The 18158-nt window shown below is 33.7% G+C and carries 14 protein-coding genes; 2 read left to right on the top strand and 12 right to left on the bottom strand.

Annotation, left to right across the window (positions count from 1 at the left end; all coding sequences use genetic code 11):
* Positions 1 to 656: 656 nt before the first annotated feature.
* Positions 657 to 1589, bottom strand: a complete 933-nt coding sequence (locus tag N4A40_03685; GenBank protein MCT4660939.1) for a magnesium transporter CorA family protein — start codon at positions 1587 to 1589, stop codon at positions 657 to 659.
* A 965-nt stretch (positions 1590 to 2554) separates the two neighbouring features.
* Here N4A40_03685 and N4A40_03680 point away from each other — a divergent pair.
* Positions 2555 to 3694 carry a sensor domain-containing diguanylate cyclase gene (locus N4A40_03680; GenBank protein ID MCT4660938.1) on the top strand — a complete coding sequence of 380 codons (1140 nt, stop codon included), beginning with the start codon at positions 2555 to 2557 and terminating at the stop codon, positions 3692 to 3694.
* Positions 3695 to 3927: 233 nt separating this feature from the next.
* Here the strand turns inward: N4A40_03680 and ptsP are convergent, their stop codons facing one another.
* The 11 genes from ptsP to N4A40_03625 form a co-directional block, all read right to left on the bottom strand.
* Positions 3928 to 5637, bottom strand: coding sequence for a phosphoenolpyruvate--protein phosphotransferase (gene ptsP, locus N4A40_03675; protein ID MCT4660937.1), 1710 nt, complete (start codon positions 5635 to 5637; stop codon positions 3928 to 3930).
* Positions 5638 to 5825: 188 nt separating this feature from the next.
* Entirely contained in the window at positions 5826 to 6086 is a 261-nt protein-coding gene (locus tag N4A40_03670) for an HPr family phosphocarrier protein (GenBank protein MCT4660936.1), read from the bottom strand.
* 61 nt (positions 6087 to 6147) lie between these two features.
* A complete protein-coding gene (locus N4A40_03665) occupies positions 6148 to 8265 on the bottom strand; it encodes a BglG family transcription antiterminator (protein ID MCT4660935.1) in 2118 nt (705 codons plus the stop codon).
* A gap of 333 nt (positions 8266 to 8598) precedes the next feature.
* Positions 8599 to 9420 (bottom strand): DMT family transporter, encoded by an 822-nt coding sequence (locus N4A40_03660; protein MCT4660934.1) that lies wholly within the window; start codon positions 9418 to 9420, stop codon positions 8599 to 8601.
* Positions 9421 to 9454: 34 nt separating this feature from the next.
* The gene (locus tag N4A40_03655) at positions 9455 to 10783 is read right to left on the bottom strand and encodes an MFS transporter (protein MCT4660933.1); all 1329 of its coding nucleotides are present in this window, start codon (positions 10781 to 10783) and stop codon (positions 9455 to 9457) included.
* Complete coding sequence (locus N4A40_03650; GenBank protein ID MCT4660932.1) at positions 10734 to 11483, bottom strand: hypothetical protein; 750 nt, start codon at positions 11481 to 11483, stop codon at positions 10734 to 10736. The genes N4A40_03655 and N4A40_03650 overlap by 50 nt, the downstream gene beginning before the upstream one ends.
* A gap of 166 nt (positions 11484 to 11649) precedes the next feature.
* On the bottom strand, positions 11650 to 12573 hold the full coding sequence (locus N4A40_03645; GenBank protein ID MCT4660931.1) for a transketolase family protein: 924 nt from the start codon (positions 12571 to 12573) through the stop codon (positions 11650 to 11652).
* Positions 12566 to 13402, bottom strand: a complete 837-nt coding sequence (locus N4A40_03640) for a transketolase (GenBank protein ID MCT4660930.1) — start codon at positions 13400 to 13402, stop codon at positions 12566 to 12568. Before N4A40_03640 ends, N4A40_03645 begins: the two co-directional genes overlap by 8 nt.
* Before the next feature lie 25 nt (positions 13403 to 13427).
* Positions 13428 to 14690, bottom strand: a complete 1263-nt coding sequence (locus N4A40_03635; protein MCT4660929.1) for a PTS ascorbate transporter subunit IIC — start codon at positions 14688 to 14690, stop codon at positions 13428 to 13430.
* Positions 14691 to 14770: 80 nt separating this feature from the next.
* On the bottom strand, positions 14771 to 15052 hold the full coding sequence (locus tag N4A40_03630; protein MCT4660928.1) for a PTS sugar transporter subunit IIB: 282 nt from the start codon (positions 15050 to 15052) through the stop codon (positions 14771 to 14773).
* Positions 15053 to 15065: 13 nt separating this feature from the next.
* On the bottom strand, positions 15066 to 17192 hold the full coding sequence (locus N4A40_03625) for a BglG family transcription antiterminator (GenBank protein ID MCT4660927.1): 2127 nt from the start codon (positions 17190 to 17192) through the stop codon (positions 15066 to 15068).
* Between the two features lie 268 nt (positions 17193 to 17460).
* On the opposite strand from N4A40_03625, the gene N4A40_03620 reads away from it, so the two are divergent.
* A partial coding sequence (locus N4A40_03620; protein MCT4660926.1) for a Cof-type HAD-IIB family hydrolase occupies positions 17461 to 18158 on the top strand: 698 nt, incomplete at its 3' end.

Below are 18158 nucleotides of genomic sequence, written 5' to 3'. Positions count from 1 at the left end.
GCTGGCTCTTCTGCTGCCACTGGCTCTTCCGATACCACTAAATCACTTGTCGCTAATACTGGACTGATAATATTAATCATCATAACCACTACTATCAAACATGCCCAAAACTTCCCTAACTTTCTCATTTATTACCTCCCTAGCAAACTACTCCTTTGAGAATATTTATACAATCTCTTCATTAACATTCACTAGATTATAATAAGCGTGGGTTTATTTGTCAAACTCAATCACTCCGAATATTGATAAAATCAGCTACAGACACCTTGTAATCGCAATTAGTTATCGGTGTAAACTTTTGTCGGTTTGAGTTACTAACTTGTTTGAGTACCAATGTTTATTTTTAATTATTAATTTTTTGTGCATATTGAGGATATTGTTGCTATGAATGTTGATATTCATGCATTTGTGACCTAGGTCACAAATTCTATGCTCGGTCAAAAAGTATGAAAAACTAATAAATCTTCTTGGTAAAAATACATAATAAATCAAAATCACAATTTTTGATAGAAAAAACGACTGCCGATTTAATCAGACAGTCGCTTTCTATTTGTTTAAGACATTTTTTTCTTTAATTCTTTAATTAGAGTATTTTTTACTTATTAAAACATTTTCACTTCTTAAAATATTTCTGCTTCTTAAAACATTTCTACTTCTTAAAACATTTTTTTACTATTTAAGAATTTCCCTGCAATTAGCGCTACTGCTAAAGCCATTGTAAATATTCCCCAAAACATGTACGGTGAATTTTGTAGTGGAAGTGGAACGTTCATTCCGTAAAAACTTGCAAATATAGTTGGTATCGACATTACTATAGTAATTGTAGTCAAATATTTCATTACTATATTTAAGTTATTCGATATAACTGATGCAAAAGCATCCATCATACCACTAAGTATACTCGAATATATATTTGCCATCTCAATGGCCTGTTTATTTTCTATAATAACGTCTTCTAATAAGTCTTCATCCTCAGGATATAGCTTCATTGCCTTTAGCTTTCCTAGTTTTTCAAGAACGAGCTGGTTGCCTCTAAGAGATGTCGTGAAGTATACCAAACTTTTTTCCAAATCTAAAAGCTGGATTAATTCTTTATTTTTCATTGATTGGTGCAATTGTCTCTCTATTTGATTGCTCATTCTATCTATTTGCTTTAGATATATCAGATATTTTGTATCTATTCGGTAAAGCATTTGAAGTACGAATCTATTTCTTTTAAATGTAAAGAAGTTCTTTATTTTTTGATTTCTGAAATCATTTAGTACTATATTGTCTTTAAGACATATAGTTATAATATATTTGTCTTTAAGTATTATTCCAAACGGCAATGTTCCGTATTCTATAGAACCATCCTCTTCTTCAATAACTGGTATATCTACCAATATGAAAATTTGTTCATCTTCAATCTCTATACGAGATGTTTCTTCATCATCTAGCGGAGCTTTCAAAAAGTCCATCTCAACTTCAAGTGTTTCTTCAATGTTTTTTAGTTCTTCTAATGTTGGATTTATCAAACTAATCCATGATTTTTCTTCAATATGGTCTAATTTAATCAAATCACTTTCTACTGTCTTATATATTTTCATCATTGTTACGTCACCTCTTCCTCTCGGATGAGATCACATAATCTCCTGTTTTAAATGCATTCGCGTATTTCATCACCAATGAACTTAAAACAAAAGACTATATGATCTCTCAACGGTTTTTACTTCCCCCTTAGGAACCGACACAGGCCCATCGTCCATATTACTTCTCACTCCTTTATAATTTTTTAATTTATATTACTCCTACCTTACTATTTTATGTTATATCACAAAAAAATACAAGAGAGAAGCCGTGAAGAAAGTGGCATATCAAGAAATACAAAATAATAATGCGAAAATGAAATCTCTAAATATTTTGCGGCAATTAGTACATATTAAGTACTCTGTTATGGATACTATTTGCTAAAAAACAAAAAATAACGAGTTATATAATTTCATAACTCGTTATTTGAGATTTCCTTTTATTTTATTTTTAGCTAATCATGACTTAACAACTAGATTGTGCTCCTTTTTCCGATCTTATAACAAAACCTTTACCTATCCATCCTCCGGCAAAATCTATTACAAATGGAGCAAATTGATCTTTTATGTCATCTGAAATTATAAATTCGAATTCATCTACATTGTATGCATTATCATCTTCTTGTTTTTCGTCTAAAGCTAGACCAAATCTTGGACCACCTCAACCAAAGCCTGTTACATATACTCTAATACTGTGATTTTCTGCCGCTTTATCTTTCAACGTTTTTTCAAGTTCTATTTTTGCTTTATCGCTAATATTTATCATATTCTATTCTCCTTTCTACCCCATAGGGGTATGCGGTTGTTTTCTTTATTATAATCCATATAAAAGATTTTTTCAAGTTTTTATTTCTTTTTTTTGCAATTTAATACTAAAAGCTGATAAAATAATATATATTATTTATTCGGTTTCTTTTCACAGAATCTTCGCGAAAGTTTAGGGGTATTTATTGATATGTATTAAGTTTAGCAATTTTGGGGGCGTTATTATGAATTTGTATACTGCTACGTTAGTTTTGAGTTTATTTCTACTCGTTTTTCTAACCATATGGCTATTTTATAAAGATAAAAAAAATTTAGAGATACAATCTTCTTTAGAACATCTTGTGCTTATGCAAAAGAAGGTAATAAAATTAAATGAAATGATTCTAAGCAACAAAGACCCATCACTCTTTTACAATGAAGTTTTGACAAGTGCCCTTGACATGATTGAAGGAGCTAAGTACGGGTCTATATTGCTAATAGATGAGCGACAATTTGTATATCCAATATCATATAAAGGCTATGATGACGACAAAATGTCTGACTTTCGTATGCCTTTAAAAGATACTTTTGCTTTCAGAGGAAATGATTCAAAAATTTTTGACAAAACTCTCATACTAAACGACCTAGATGCTATCCCTGAAATACCAGATGCTGAAACTAAGATTGCATCTGATCATTTTAAGATAAATTCTGTAATAATTTCACCACTTTACTTGAACGGAAAACTTCACGGCATGGTGAGTGTTGATAGCAATAGTAAAAATTCTTTTTCCGAGCGCGATTTGAGTGTACTAGAATATCTGAGAAATCAAATTGAATTATCATTATCAAAGCAATCGCTTTACGATGAAGTTCTTTATTTGTCTAGGTACGATGCTATGACCGGAGCTTACAATAGAAGATATTTTGAAGATTTACTTGATGCTGAAATGAAAAAAGCTATTAGATATGAAGAAACTTTTATAGTTGCAGTTTTTGATATAGATGGTCTAAAAAGTATAAACGATAAATACGGTCATTTAGCTGGTGATGTATTAATTAGGACTTTTTCAGATTCTATCCAGAAGAAAATACGCGATTCAGATTTATTTGCAAGACTTGGTGGAGATGAATTTGCAACTGTATTCTTCAATACAAGTGCAGAGTGCATGGAGAATAAATTGTCTAAAATACAATCTGATCTTTCTTCAACAACCATTTCTGTAAATCACTTTGAATTCAAGTGTAGTTTTAGCTATGGTGTAGCTACGTTTCCATGTGAAGCTAAGAGTTATGATGCTCTTATAAAGCTCGCAGATTCAAAAATGTACGCACAAAAAGAAGAACGAAAAAAACAAAGAGCGATCAATACAAATGACAATTAAAAATCAATAAGCAATTTGGCAGGGCTGGTATTATTCCATCCCTGTTTTTGTCTTACAACTGCTCTATACGATATTTGTACTAAGAACCAAAAAAACACCTTGTGCATTCTGATGTAACCCTATAAATTTAGACATTAGGGGGGTCACATCATTTTGCTCACAAGGTGCTTTTAAATTAATCATTCGACTCTAAAAATATAGAAAAGATAACACTAATAGTTTCCTTTAATATCTTACAATACGAATTTTTCCTCGACCGCTTTTTTTATTTCTTCTGCAGTGCTTAAGCTTAATATTTCATCTAAGTGTTTCTCTAATTCTTGTTTAGAGCTATTTCTAATTATGTGTCTAGCTCTCAGTATTGAACTTGGGCTCATGCTGAATTCATCCAATCCCATTGCCAAAAATAATGGTACTAAAAGTGGATTTCCAGCTGTTTCTCCGCACATACCTACCCAGATTCCTTCTTTATGTCCATTTTGAATTACAGTATTTATTAGACGGATTATAGCTGGGTGGAATGGATTATAAAGATGTGCTATCTTGCTATTCATTCTATCTACTGCTGCTGTATATTGAATTAAATCATTTGTTCCTAAACTGAAGAAATCAACTTCCTTAGCTAATAGATCTGAAATAACTGCCGCTGCCGGTATCTCTATCATCATACCAATTTGTGTTGAATCATCATATTCTATACTCTCTGCTTTTAATTCTGCTTTTACCTCATTTACAACAGCTTTCGCGGCTCTTAGTTCCTCTACAGAAGATATCATTGGAAACATGATTCTGATATTTCCAAATGCACTTGCTCTAAATATAGCTCTTAATTGTGTCTTGAATATATCCTTTTGATCTAGACATAGACGAATAGCTCTGTATCCCAAAAATGGGTTCATTTCTTCTGGCAAATCATAATAACTAAGTTCTTTGTCTCCACCAATATCAAGTGTTCTTATAACTACTGGTTTTCCATCTAGACCCTGCGCTACTTTTTTATAAGCTTCAAATTGCTCATCTTCTGTTGGCCATGCAGTATTATCCATATATAAAAACTCTGTTCTATAAAGTCCTACACCCTCTGAATCGTACTTAAGTACTCCATCTAAATCGTTTGGACTACCGATATTTGCTGCAAGTTCTACGCTGTGTCCATCTAGAGTTTCACTTGATTTTCCGATCATTTTTTCAAGTGCTTTTTTGAATTCATTTCTCTCTGCTCTAAGTTTTTGATATTTTTCTACCTCTTCGCCTGATGGGCTCAGTATTACAATTCCTTCATCCCCATCAATTATAACCATATCTCCATCATTTACATGACTTAGAACATCAATAGTTCCAACGACAGCTGGTATTTCAAGTGTTCTCGCCATTATTGCACTGTGCGATGTAGAACCGCCAATTTCTGTAACAAAACCTATAGCGTACTTCTTATCCAAGCTAGCTGTATCTGAAGGAGTCAAATCTCTAGCAATAATAATAGTTTCTTCTCCTAAATTAGAAAAATCCTTTAATTTTATTCCCAAAAGATTTCTCAAAACTCTATCTCTAACATCTTGTAAATCATGAGCTCTTTCTCTCAAATATTCATCAGGAATTTGCATAAACATATCGATGAATTCGTCTGTAACAACTTTATAAATATGTTCAACACAAAGTTTTTCTTCAGCTAATTTGCTGTCCACTCTAGATGCAACCTCTGGGTCTTCTAGTATCATCAAATGCGCTTCAAATACCTGAGCTTCACTCTCACCTATATTTTCCTTAGTACTCTTAACTAAAGCTTCAATTTCCATTTTAGATTGCTCTATAGCTGCACTAAATCTTGCTTTCTCTGCATCTATATTTTCTATTGCTCTCTCTTCAATTTCCATTTTAACAACTTCTTTTTTCATTGCTTTTGCTATTGCAATACCTGAAGATGCTGCGATTCCTTTAATCATCCTAATTCCTCCTAATAACCCGCTTGAAATAAGTTGTACTGTCCTTATACCCTAAAGCTGAGCTAAAAGTTCTTTTTACAAGAGCTCTTAGCTCAGCTTTATGAATTATAGGCGATTAAATGGCTAATCTAACCGCCTAATTATCCCCTTAAATGTATGATATTAAAAGATAAACTCTCTTAAATTTTCTAGTCTTCGAATGTTTCTATTAAGTTTGCTAATGCGTCAACTGCTGCTTGTTCATCATCGCCATCAGCTTTGATTGTTATAACAGTACCTTTGTTTGCTCCAAGGCTTAGAACTCCTAGCATACTCTTTGCATCAAATTCTTTTCCGTCTTTTTCAATTTTGATAGTTGATGCATGCTTTACCGCTGTTTGTACAAATAAACTAGCTGGTCTAGCGTGTAAACCTGTTTCATTTTTGATAGTAACTTCTCTTTTTACCATTTAAATTTCCCCTTTCCAATGTACCACCCGTCTAATTGGTGGTGGCAGGTTTTCTGCCAAATTACCTCTTAGTTCTATTTTTTATAACTTTAAATATCTCCTCTGTGCGACTCGCTTGCAATATTATTTGCAACCTATCTTCATCGAGTAAAATATCAGTTAACTCAGATAACGCCTTTATATGGCTCTTTGGATCTACTGAGGCAAGTGTTATGACAAGTTTTATGGGATCAAATTCACTATGCCCAAAGTTTATTGGATTTTCAAGTGTTATAAGGCTCATAGACGTCTCTAAAACACTTTCATCAGGCCTTGCATGGGCTAAAAATATACCCGGACCAATGGCCATATACGGCCCTAAATCTTCAAGTGTTTCTAGTATTCTGTCTTTATACTCATCTGTAATCTTCTCTTTTTGTTCTAAAAGGGCTGTTCCCTTTGATATAGCGTCTTTCCAATCACTAGCTACCACATTTGTATCTATCAAATCTTTTGACAAATAATCACTTAAATTCTTTTCTTCTATATTTTTATTTACTGGCATCTTTTGTTTCTTAAGTGCCATCAAAAATTCATACGCAAGCTGTGATTCATCTTGTACAAATGCATAGTTTTTCGTTATTTCTAACAATTTGTCTACGAGATGCTCTACCTCACCCTCTCGCTTGACTTGCTTTTGTCTCAAATATTTACTTAAAAGCTCTCTGTCTTTTGCAAGTATCATGGGATTAATTCTTATATAACCTTCTGAATCAATGTGGCTTATTTTGATAGTCGATATTATATAGTCATAATCTCCTTTTTTTAAGCTATCCACATCTCTAGCTGAAAGTTTCTTTACAATTTCACAATCATAAAGTTTTTTGAGCTGTGATGCTATCATACTAGCAGTGCCTATTCCACTAGCACAGACTAATACTACTCTGGGTTTATCTGGTGGAGTATAGTGTATTCTCTCTAGGAATGCTCCAAAGTGAAGTGTTATATTTGTCTTCTCCTCTTCATCTATTTCAAATCCAAGATAAATCTCCAAATTTTTTATTAAATTTTCTATATTCAAGTATAAATCCTCGTATTCACTCAATACTTGGTTGTGAAGTGGATTTTTTACTTTTAAACCAATCGCCATTCTGTAAATAGCTGGTCTCAAATGCATTATAAGATGCATCTTCAATTCATGTCTTTCATCGCCAATATCTAGTTTGTAAATATCTACAAAACCATCTATCATCTCATCTACTGCCTGTCCTAAGCCATCATCGCTTATGACAGTAGTTTTCAAAACCTGAGTTCCAAGTAAGTGAAGAGCTATAAACCTTGTCTCTTCCTCTGGTACTTGTATAGCATATCTCTTCTCTATAGTTTGTACTAATCGCCTAGCCTGAATATATTCTCTAGTGTATATAAGTCCCTCTGGCTTTATCTTCGGCAAATTCACATTTTTATCTAAAAGCATTCGCTTAATCATAAGTGCTATATGAGTCATCAAATTGCTATAACCTTCATCTGTAAAATATCTATCTAGATTTCGCTCTGCTGTTTTTATTAAATCGTTTAAAAATTCCAAATCTATTTTAGAGAATAGTATCTCAAATTTAAAATGATTTAATTTGGTAAATGCAGTTCTTTCATTTATATAATTGAGTACCTCTTCTGAACCTATTGTTTGATCTATAACATCTATTATTGCTAATCTTTTCTTGAGTTCTGATCCCTCCACATACAAACCTATCTTAGGTCTTCTGATCATCTTTATCTCAACTGACGAAAACCACTCTTCTAGTTCATCTAATTCCTTTAATACCGTGTTTTTAGAAATCAGAAAATACTCTTCAAAGTCCTTAATCTTCATCGGTACATCGCTTTCAAGTAGCATGAGCGCCATTATGTTTTTTCTCTCTTCCCGAGAATAAAAATAAGCCTCTGCATCTTGTTTTTTGAGATAATTTTGAAGAAACTCTTTTAAATTTTCATCTAATATAAGCTTAACTCCAAATTGATGCTTGTTTTCCAATCTTTGGAATCCGTTTTCCTCAAGAAAATCAGAAATTTTCTGTATATCATATCTAATAGTTCTATCTGTCACTTTGTACTTCTCGCTAAGCACTTTAAGTTTCAAATAATCATTTTGATTCAACAGTTCTCCCAATATCGCAATATTTCTCTTATTAAGTTCCATAGACGTCTCTCCTTTTGCAAGGACGATTCCCCAGCAGAATATTCGTTTGTATAACAACTGGAAATTTTAGACTATTTCTTCATTGGTTAAGGGTGTCTACTAGGAAATCGTTTACTCCTATATTATACTTTACACAGCTTTTACCCGTATAGGCTTTTATTATTCCCTTTAGTTCCGGAAAAAAAGGAAGAATAGTTAAAAGCGCTGTATTGCCTTAACTTTCTCCCTTTTGACTTTTTTATTTAACACATGGGGATAAACCTCTTGCTTTAGAATTCAAATACAAGAAACTCGTTCACCGCGCGTTCTCTTTTTTTGACTTGCTTTACATTCTTATTTTGCAGTTTTAATCTGCCTCATAGTAACTGCCCCAACTACTATTGCTCCCCCTAAAATAGCCATAGCTCCTGGCATTTCGCCCGTAAATATAAATACCCAAACTGGATTCAAGAGAGGCTCTATGACTGCAATAAGTATAGCTTCTATGGCCGATAAATACTTTATTCCACTCGTAAATAATATATAAGATATTCCAAGCTGGAATATTCCAAGTGCCAATATTGCAATTATATTTTGAGTGGTAAATGTAACAGAAAATACAAATGGAAGACATACTAAAAATGTCATTACATTGCCTATTAGCGGTACTTCAACTGCAGGCGCATCTGTAGCTAGTTTGAGAGTTATAGTTGCTCCTGCAAGTGTAACTCCTGCAAGTATAGCAAGTGTATTTCCTAGCATTTGACCCGCGCCAAGTTTATCCATGAAAAACAATGCCATTCCTCCAAAAACTCCAAATATAGCTATCCAATCTATTTTTGAAATCTTCTCTTTCAATATCCACCCCGCAAAAATTGCAACCCATATCGGTGCAGTATATTGTAGAAGTATGGCATTAGCCGCCGTTGTCATCTTTGTCGCAACAACAAACAAAACCATCATCGCACAATAAAAAAATCCTCCAACAATCTTGTACGGTTTAAATACTATTTTCTGCCTCAAATACATCATCATCACTATAGCCGATATTCCACTTCTCATACCTGCTATGGCAAAAGGATTCCAATCTATATACTTGATGAGAACTCCACCAGTACTCCAAAGTACTCCCGCTATAACCAAGAAAATTATTGCCCTTGTTCTATTCTTCTCCAAAATTTACACCCCTCGTTTAATTTTTTCTATCCGCTTATACTATGCTTTTAACTGGTGAATCAGTCTTACTCTTTGACATTGACTTATGGTATTTTCCATTTATGATTAAAGTTATTAAACTACCTAGTACTATGAGCACGCCTATAATTTTCAGCGTACATACTGGTGATTTGTCAAATATAAAGCTCAAAGTGATAGTCAATAATCCCTCTCCAATGCCTCTTATCATTCTATATGATTCTGATTCACTCAATCTATGATCCTTAGTTGTCAAGTCTCCAAATAGCGCAGACATAGCAGTTGTGTAAATGACGCAGCCTATGTTTATTAGCGAAACAGCACCTATTAGTAAATATATCGAACTAACATTTGATACAAGAATTCCAAAACCAATTACATTTAGCAAAACACATAGTAAAAACGATACGTGCTTTTTCTTATCAGCAAGAAATCCTGATGGAATTTGTAGCAATATATTCATTACTGAAATTGCAGACCATAGTGCGGCTATTTGAGCATAGCTAAAACCTTTATAGTTCAAAAGGTATAGATTTAATAGCACACTGTAAAAAATATCCAAACATGCAAATAGTATACTCGGAATGGTGATTGCAACGATATATTTATTCAAAGCATATTGTTTTAGATGATCTAAATAATGTTTTCGAAATAACGATTTATGATTTGACTGATTCTCTTTTTCCATATTTTCTTTTGAATCTATTTTCACATTTTCAGATAGCTTTTTGGAAAATACAAATGACGCAGAGAGCCCAATTATAACTATAATAATTGGTATTTGAATTGAAAATCTCATGAGCCAAGCTGCAATAGCGGGACTTATAACTATTCCGATTGATCTGACGCTATCCATATATGCTCTCATCTGTCCTCTATTATTTTTGCCATCAGTTTGATCGTAAATAACTTTAGATATGCTTGAATTCATTAATCTATCAGCCATTCCTTCTACAAATTTTCCAGTAGCTATGAATATCTGCTGATTAAACAAGTATAGTATGTAGACTATGATATTGACCAAAATACCTAATCGCACGCTAAACTTTTCTCCAAACTTTTTTATGAAACTTGCCTGTGGTAAAAATATGACTATTCCTAGTAGCGATTGAATACCAATTATAGTTCCCAGCCACGCAGTTTTTCCACCTAAATTGTTTAATATAGCTGGTAGTATCACTTGAGACATTCCGTTTCCGATGCTATCTGCAAATATAATCACAAGTAAAGTGATAAATCCAGTATTTCGTCCCCAATTTTCTTTCGCATGAAAAATATTTTTTAGCATTACTTTTTTACTTCCCTTCTCTTGCTCGCAAATAATTTCTCGCTTCTCTCGCAGCATACATTTTCTCATTTCCTCTAGCCGCTATTTCGTAGTATTTCTTGCTATTTTCTATATCTTCTAGTTTTTCATACGTTTTTGCTAGTTGATATGCGCATTGAATCTTAAAATTTTCCTTTTTCTGATATCTATATAGTTCTTCAAATAGTTTTAATCCATCTTTTAATTCACCATTACTTATCTTATAGAGTGCCTTTTGTTCTTTTACTGACCCCAAAAACTCGTCACACTCTGGCAAACTATGAAATATATCATAAATATTTCTTGCTTCTTCATCTCTTTTGAGTTCATACAAGCATGACATCTTGCTCGCCAGCACGACTCTATAAAGTTGAGGATATTTATCAAAAATCTCTGGATTAAAATCTTCTAATATTTCTAGTGCTTTTTCAAATTCTCCCATAAGATGAAGTCCATCTGCTTCTTCTGTTCTCAATGCAAGATTAAAAAATTTGCCCGGTTTAGTTATAGCTCTATGTTCTCTAGTTCTTTTTACAAAGGCTTCCGGATCGCATTTTTTATTTAACAAATTCATTCTACTCCTTTTTATAAGCAAAGATAGTATGTAGTAGCTATCTATCGCCAATACTACAAAAATCAATAACTTTATCGGCCATGATATAGGTATGTAGTGTAGTATTATAATCATCAAAATCAAAATGCTGTAATATAAAATTTTTACCTTGGTAAATCTATTCATATTTTCATGCTCCTCATCGTGTTTTTTTATCTCTTAAATATTATACCACGTCTGCCTTACCACTTGTAAAGGTTTCACGTTTTACAAGTTTGTGAAAAAAATATCATTAGGGCTAAAAAAAGTCTGAAGTACAAGATGTTTTACCTCTTATACTTCAGACTTTTCATTAATTGATTGCAGCTTCTACTATAGCCTCTACAGTCAATCCATATTTTTTGTATAAATCTTCTGGAGTTCCCGATTCACCGAAATGATCATCTACTCCTATGCCTCTAACAATGCAAGGTTCACTCGCTGATGTTATTTCAGTAACTACACTATAGAGTCCTCCATTTAAGAAGTGATCTTCAGCTGTTACTATTTTCTTTGTCTCTCTCGCCGCTTTTATAATACACTCTTCATCTGCTGGTTTTATAGATGGCATGCTTATAACTCTAGCTTCTACACCCTTTTTTTGAAGTTCTTCTGCTGCTTCCATCATCATTGGCACTAATGCTCCATGTGCTATTAATGTTATATCATCCCCAGTTCTAAGCGTATATGCCTTTCCAGCTTCAAATGACCACTCTTCTTTGAAGTATGGAGTACATTCTTTTCTACCAACTCTTATATAAACTGGGCCTCTATGTTCTATCGCCCATTCTATAGCTTTTTTCGTCTCTATGGCATCTGAAGGTGCTAGTACTGTGAAATTTGGAAGTGCTCTCATAAGAGCTAAATCATCTAAACTTTGATGAATCGCTCCATCCATACCTATTGCCAACCCTGGGTGAGTAGATATGATTTTTACATTTTCATCAGAATAAGCTACTACCTGTCTTATTTGATCGTATGTTCTTCCAGGAGCAAAGCAGCAAAATGTACTAGCTACTGGTACATAACCCATTCGCGCAAGTCCAGCTGCCATACCAATCATATTTTGCTCTGCTATACCTGCATTTATAAATCTCTCTGGGTATTTTTCACCAAATGGATTTACTTTAGTTGCTCCACCTAAATCGCCACTTAGTACAAATACTTCACTATTCCTTCTACCAATTTCAACTAATGATTCTCCAAACTGATCTCTCGGTGCTTTTAAGTTAGGCATGACAAATCACCTCCGCATCTTTTATTTCTTTCATTGCTATTTCATACTCTTCGTCACTTAATTTCTTAGAATGCCAAGGTACAGAGTTTTCCATGAAACTTATCCCCGCACCTTTTGTAGTATGCGCAACTATTATATTCGATGCATTTTGTTTAAGTGAATTAAATCCCTTATCTATAGATTCAAACTCTTGACCATCTACCTCTATTACATTATTTCCAAAAGCTCTGAGTCTCTCTTCATAATTCGGTCTTCCAACTATTTTTTCTACACTATCATCTAGCTGAAGCCTGTTATCATCTATTATAGGCACTAATTTGTCTAGTTGAAGTTTGCTCTGTAACATGAGCGCCTCCCAGATTTGACCCTCTTGCATCTCTCCATCTCCAAGGAGAACGTAAACTTTTCCGCCCAAGTTTTTCTGTTTCTTGGCAAGGGCAATTCCAAGGCCGTATGAAAGGCCTTGGCCAAGCGATCCTGTAGAGCACTCAATGCCAGGAGCTGCATCCATGTGAGTATGCCCCTGTAATCTCGTATTTATCTGTCTGTATGTTTTGAGTTCCTCTTCTGGAAAATATCCTCTTTTCGCCATAACTGCGTAGTATCCAAGTGATGCATGACCCTTGCTTATTATAAATACATCTCTATTCAAATCTTCAACGCTTTCTGGTGAAACATTCATTTTGTTAAAGTAAAGATAAATCATAATCTCCATCGCTGAAAACGAACCACCTAAATGACCTGATTTAACTAAATACTGCGTTTCTATGCACGTTTTTCTAGTCTCTAACGCTAGTTTTTTCAATTTCTCTATCTCAAATTTCTCCACTTTAATCCCCCCGCTAATACAACCACTATGCTCCTATGAGTTTAATTATATTTCCAAGCAATATACCAACTACTCCGAAGTCAGCATCTGAGAATGTTGTTCCTGCGAATCCCAAATCTCCAAGTACTGGCATAAGTAATACTGGCAAGAATGTAATCAATAATCCATGTGCAAATGCACCTATTATTGCGCCTCGCTTTCCACCAGTTGCATTTCCAAATACTCCAGCAGTCGCTCCACAGAAGAAATGAGGTACAACACCTGGTAGTATGATTACTGCATTCAAGCTACCTAATAAAAACATTCCAACTATACCACCGAGGAAACTTGACAAGAATCCTATCAATACTGCATTTGGAGCATATGGGAATACTACAGGGCAGTCTAGTGCTGGTTTTGCATTTGGTACTATTTTCATGGAAATTCCTGTAAATGCCGGAACTATTTCAGCTAGTACTAGTCTAACACCCTGTAATATGATATAAACTCCACCAGCAAATGTAATTGCCTGTATTAATGAAAATACTAAGAAGTTTTGTCCACCACTTAAGTTTGTCTCTACATAATTCGAACCACTAGCTATTGCAACTACAAAGTAACAAACAGCCATAGTAAGTGATATTGCTACTGAGCTATCTCTAAGGAATGATAAACCCTTTGGAAACTCCATCTCCTCCGTAGATTTGGAACCTTTACCAACTAGCTTCCCTATAAATGCAGCTAGTATATATCCTGTCGTTCCAAAATGCGCAAATGCAACATCATCTGTCCCTGTTATTTTTTTCATAGTTGGCTGAGCAAGTGCTGGGAATACTGCCATTATTATTCCCATTATTATTGAACCAACTGCTATAAGTGCTACTCCATTTAAACCACCGACAACCAATATGATTGCAACCATACAAGACATGTATAGAGTATGGTGTCCTGTGAGGAATATATATTTTAGTTTTGTAAATCTTGCAATCAATATGTTTGTAAGCATACCAAATACCATTATAAGTGCAGTAGCTGTTCCGTATTTGCCAAGTGCCATTGCAACTACAGCTTCATTGTTCGGTACAACTCCACTAACGCCAAATCCTTCTTGAAACATTACTCCGAAATGAGATAGAGCTCCTACTACTATCCCAGCTCCACCGCCAAGTACCAAAAATCCAAGTATCGTCTTAATAGTTCCTTTAATAATATCTGATGATGGTTTCTTTTGAGCAATCAATCCCACTAATGCAATCAAACCCACTAGAATTGCCGGGACACTTAAAATATCGAGTATCAATTTTAACATAATTACTGCTCCCCCTTTTTATCTCTTGTTTGGCAAATTTAAAATATGCCTTGACCCTTTATAAAATTAGATAATATTATCTATAGAATCCCCTTGTCTTTAAGTGCATTTTCAATCTTTTCCTTCAATTCGGCCTTATCTATCATGCTATTTAATGAAATAGTTGTTCCTAGCCCTTCTAAATTGCTAGCTATATCTCTAGTTCCAACGTAAAAATCCGCTTTGATTCCACCCGCACTAGATAAATCTGAGTGATCAACACTAACTCCTTCTACGCCAAGTTCTTTTAGCACGTTTTTTATGTTCATCTCAATCATAAAACTACTTCCAAGCCCTGATCCGCAACACACCAATATTTTCATTTTTATTTCCTCCTTAAATTTCTTCTCTTGAATGTTTTTTTATTATTTTTAAGACTTCATTTTTATCACTTGATTTCATTATTGTAGCTAAATCTTCGCCTTCCATAAATAAGTTCATAAGCTGTGACAACGCCTTTAAATGGCTTGTACTGTCTTTAGCTGCTAATGTCACTATAAGTTTCACCGGATCATTTAGCTCACTTCCAAATTCCACAGGCTCTTTCAATGTTATAAGACTCATTGACAAGTCATTCACTCCATCTTCTGGTCTTGCGTGCGATAGTACTATCCCCGGAGCAACTACCATATACGCACCTAACGTCTCGAAGTTATTAAATATAGCTTCTACATATGTCTTCTCTATCGAGTTTTTTTCAAGTAATACATCAGCCCCTTCATTAATAGCCTCTTTCCAATCAGCCACTGCTACGCCTAATTTTATCGTTTCTCGGCATAATAAGTCTTTTAGCATGTAAATCTTCTCCTCTATCTTCAGTTTTTCATCACTTTGCTTTAAAATATACAAAAAATCATAAGCCAATTGAGCTTTATCTGAAATATCAGCATATTTTAGCGTCGCCTCTATCAATTTCTTTACCTTTTTCTCTACTGCACTTTCCTTGCGATTGTATTTTGGCTTCAAATATTTCTCTAGATATTTCAAGTCTTTCTGCAAAAGCATTGCATTAACTTTGATATACTCACTTTTTTCCATACCTGAAATTTCAACTGTAGATATAATTTCATCGTAGTCTAGATTTTTGAGTTCATATTTTTGTCTACTAGATAATGTCTTTACTACCTCACAGTCAAATTTGTTTGATATTTGAGTCGCAAGCATTTGCGCTGTACCTAAACCTGTTGCACAAAACAATACTATTTTTTTCTTTGATTTTTGTGGTAATTTTTTTGCTCTTTCAAGAGCTGCCCCGAAATGTAATGTCAAATAAGCTATTTCATGATCATTTATGTTTTTTCCTATATACTCTTCAAGATGTCTACACACCCATCTAGTGTGATGAAATAGTTCTTTGTAATTCTTGTAAATACTCTCAAACATTGGATTTTTAAGTTTCAATCCATATTGAATTCTATATAGTGATGGTCTTATGTGCCTGATTAGATTTTCAATCATTTCCATTCGATCTTTCTCTACTCTCACCCCATAGAGCGTCTCTATATCTTCTAACATAATTTTTGCAATTGCCATTAGTTCGTCTTCTTCAACGTTTTCGCTATCAGTAACCTTTGTCCCAAGCAAATGCATAGCTATATAGTAAATTTCATCCTTTGGAACTTCTATCTGAAATGTACTCTCTATTTTTAATATCATTTCATGTGCTACTTTGTATTCCTTAGTACTGCAAATTCCCTCAAGAGATACCTCTGGAAGGCAAATTTCTTTTTGCAATTGTATTCTCTTTATCATAAGGGCTATATGTGTTATAAGATTTCCATATCCCTCATCTGTAAAATTTCGCTTCAATTTATTTTCTGCCATTCTTATAAGTCCATTTAAAAAATCAATATCGAAATCTGAGAACAATGTGTTGAATTTAACGTTACTAATTTTACTCCTTGCAACTTTAAAATTCATATAGCTAAATATTTCTTCAAGATCGACATTTCCATACGTTATGTCTAATATTGCGCGTCTCCTGTCCATTTCCCTGCCTTCAATGTAAATTCCAATTCTAGGCTTTCTTATCAATTTCAAATTGAAAGATTGAACTTTTTCTTCTATATAGTTCAGTTCTTTCAATATAGTGTTTTTAGAAAGTCCAAAATAGTCTTGAAAGTATCCAATATTGAGTGGTTCTTCACTTTCAAGTAATTTGAAAAATATTAGGTTTCTGCGCTCTTCTCTTGAATAATAATATTGAGGGGTATAGCCTGTGTTGTAAAATGTTTTTAGATTCTTATCAAGTTCTTCATTTTTATCTAGACAAACTCCTCTTTCTCTATCTCTTTTGAGCCCTTCAAGCCCGCTATAATCAAGATAGTCTTGAATTTTGTCAAGATCGTATCGAATAGTTCTCTCACTAACTTTAAATCGCTCTGATAGTGTCTGATAATCTACATAACTATCCTCTCCAAGTAAAAATTGAATCTCTTCCAAATGTCTTTTACTCAAATCCATATACTCCACTCCTTTAATCAATTTCTGATGTGAAATCGATTACATCTTCATTTTATATTCTTTTTTCTGTATCGTATAGCTCCAGCTCTTTCATAATGTTTTTGCAAAAACTGAACCTTTCACTTCATTATACTACATGGAATATTGATAAATTCATCGTTTATCCTGCTTCTATTTTTTATTTTCACAATCTTGACATACATGGTATAGTAAAAGTGGTAGAAGGTAATATAATGGTTAATCGTATTAAAAAAGGAGTTGGGTTTGCTTGATAAAAGGTATTTTAACTGATATGGACGGCACTATATTGAATTCTGAAGGTAAATTGTCGCCATATACAAAATCAGTATTGAAAGAAGTATTAGATAACGGAATAAAATTAGCAGTTGCCAGTGGACGATTTTTCCCTAGCATACACGACATATTTAAAGAATTTGATGAAGAAATTATATATACATGTAACAATGGAACATGGATAGAAAATTCTTCTAGAACGAAAGTTTATCACAAGAGTATATTTAGCATTGATGAAGTAAAAAGAATATTCGCCATCTCTAAAAAACTTACAAAATCAGGTTGCTTTGTATGCACTCCAAATGAAGCTATAGCAGATCAGCACTACCCTTATATCGAAAAAGAATTTAAAGTAAGCGATGCTCGTCTCATAGTTGTAGATGATTTATTCTCCATCGATGAAGAAATCACTAAAATAACTATCTGTGTTTTAGAAGATATAAACGCTCTATCTAAATCATTTAAAGAAGAGCTCGGCGATGACTATGTAGTTGTGATAAGTGGTGATGTGTGGTTAGATATAATCAAAAAAGGTGCTTCTAAGGCCAATGCTTTTCCTATTCTTCACGATGAACTCGGAATAAAGGCTGAAGAAATGCTTATTTTTGGAGATTATGACAATGACATACCAATGCTAAAGATGTCACCAAATAGTTTCGCAATGGCAGATGC

It is taken from the genome of Tissierellales bacterium (genome assembly GCA_025210965.1).
Taxonomy (GTDB): Bacteria; Bacillota; Clostridia; order Tissierellales; family JAOAQY01; genus JAOAQY01.
This window is presented reverse-complemented; position numbering and strand designations above follow the sequence as displayed.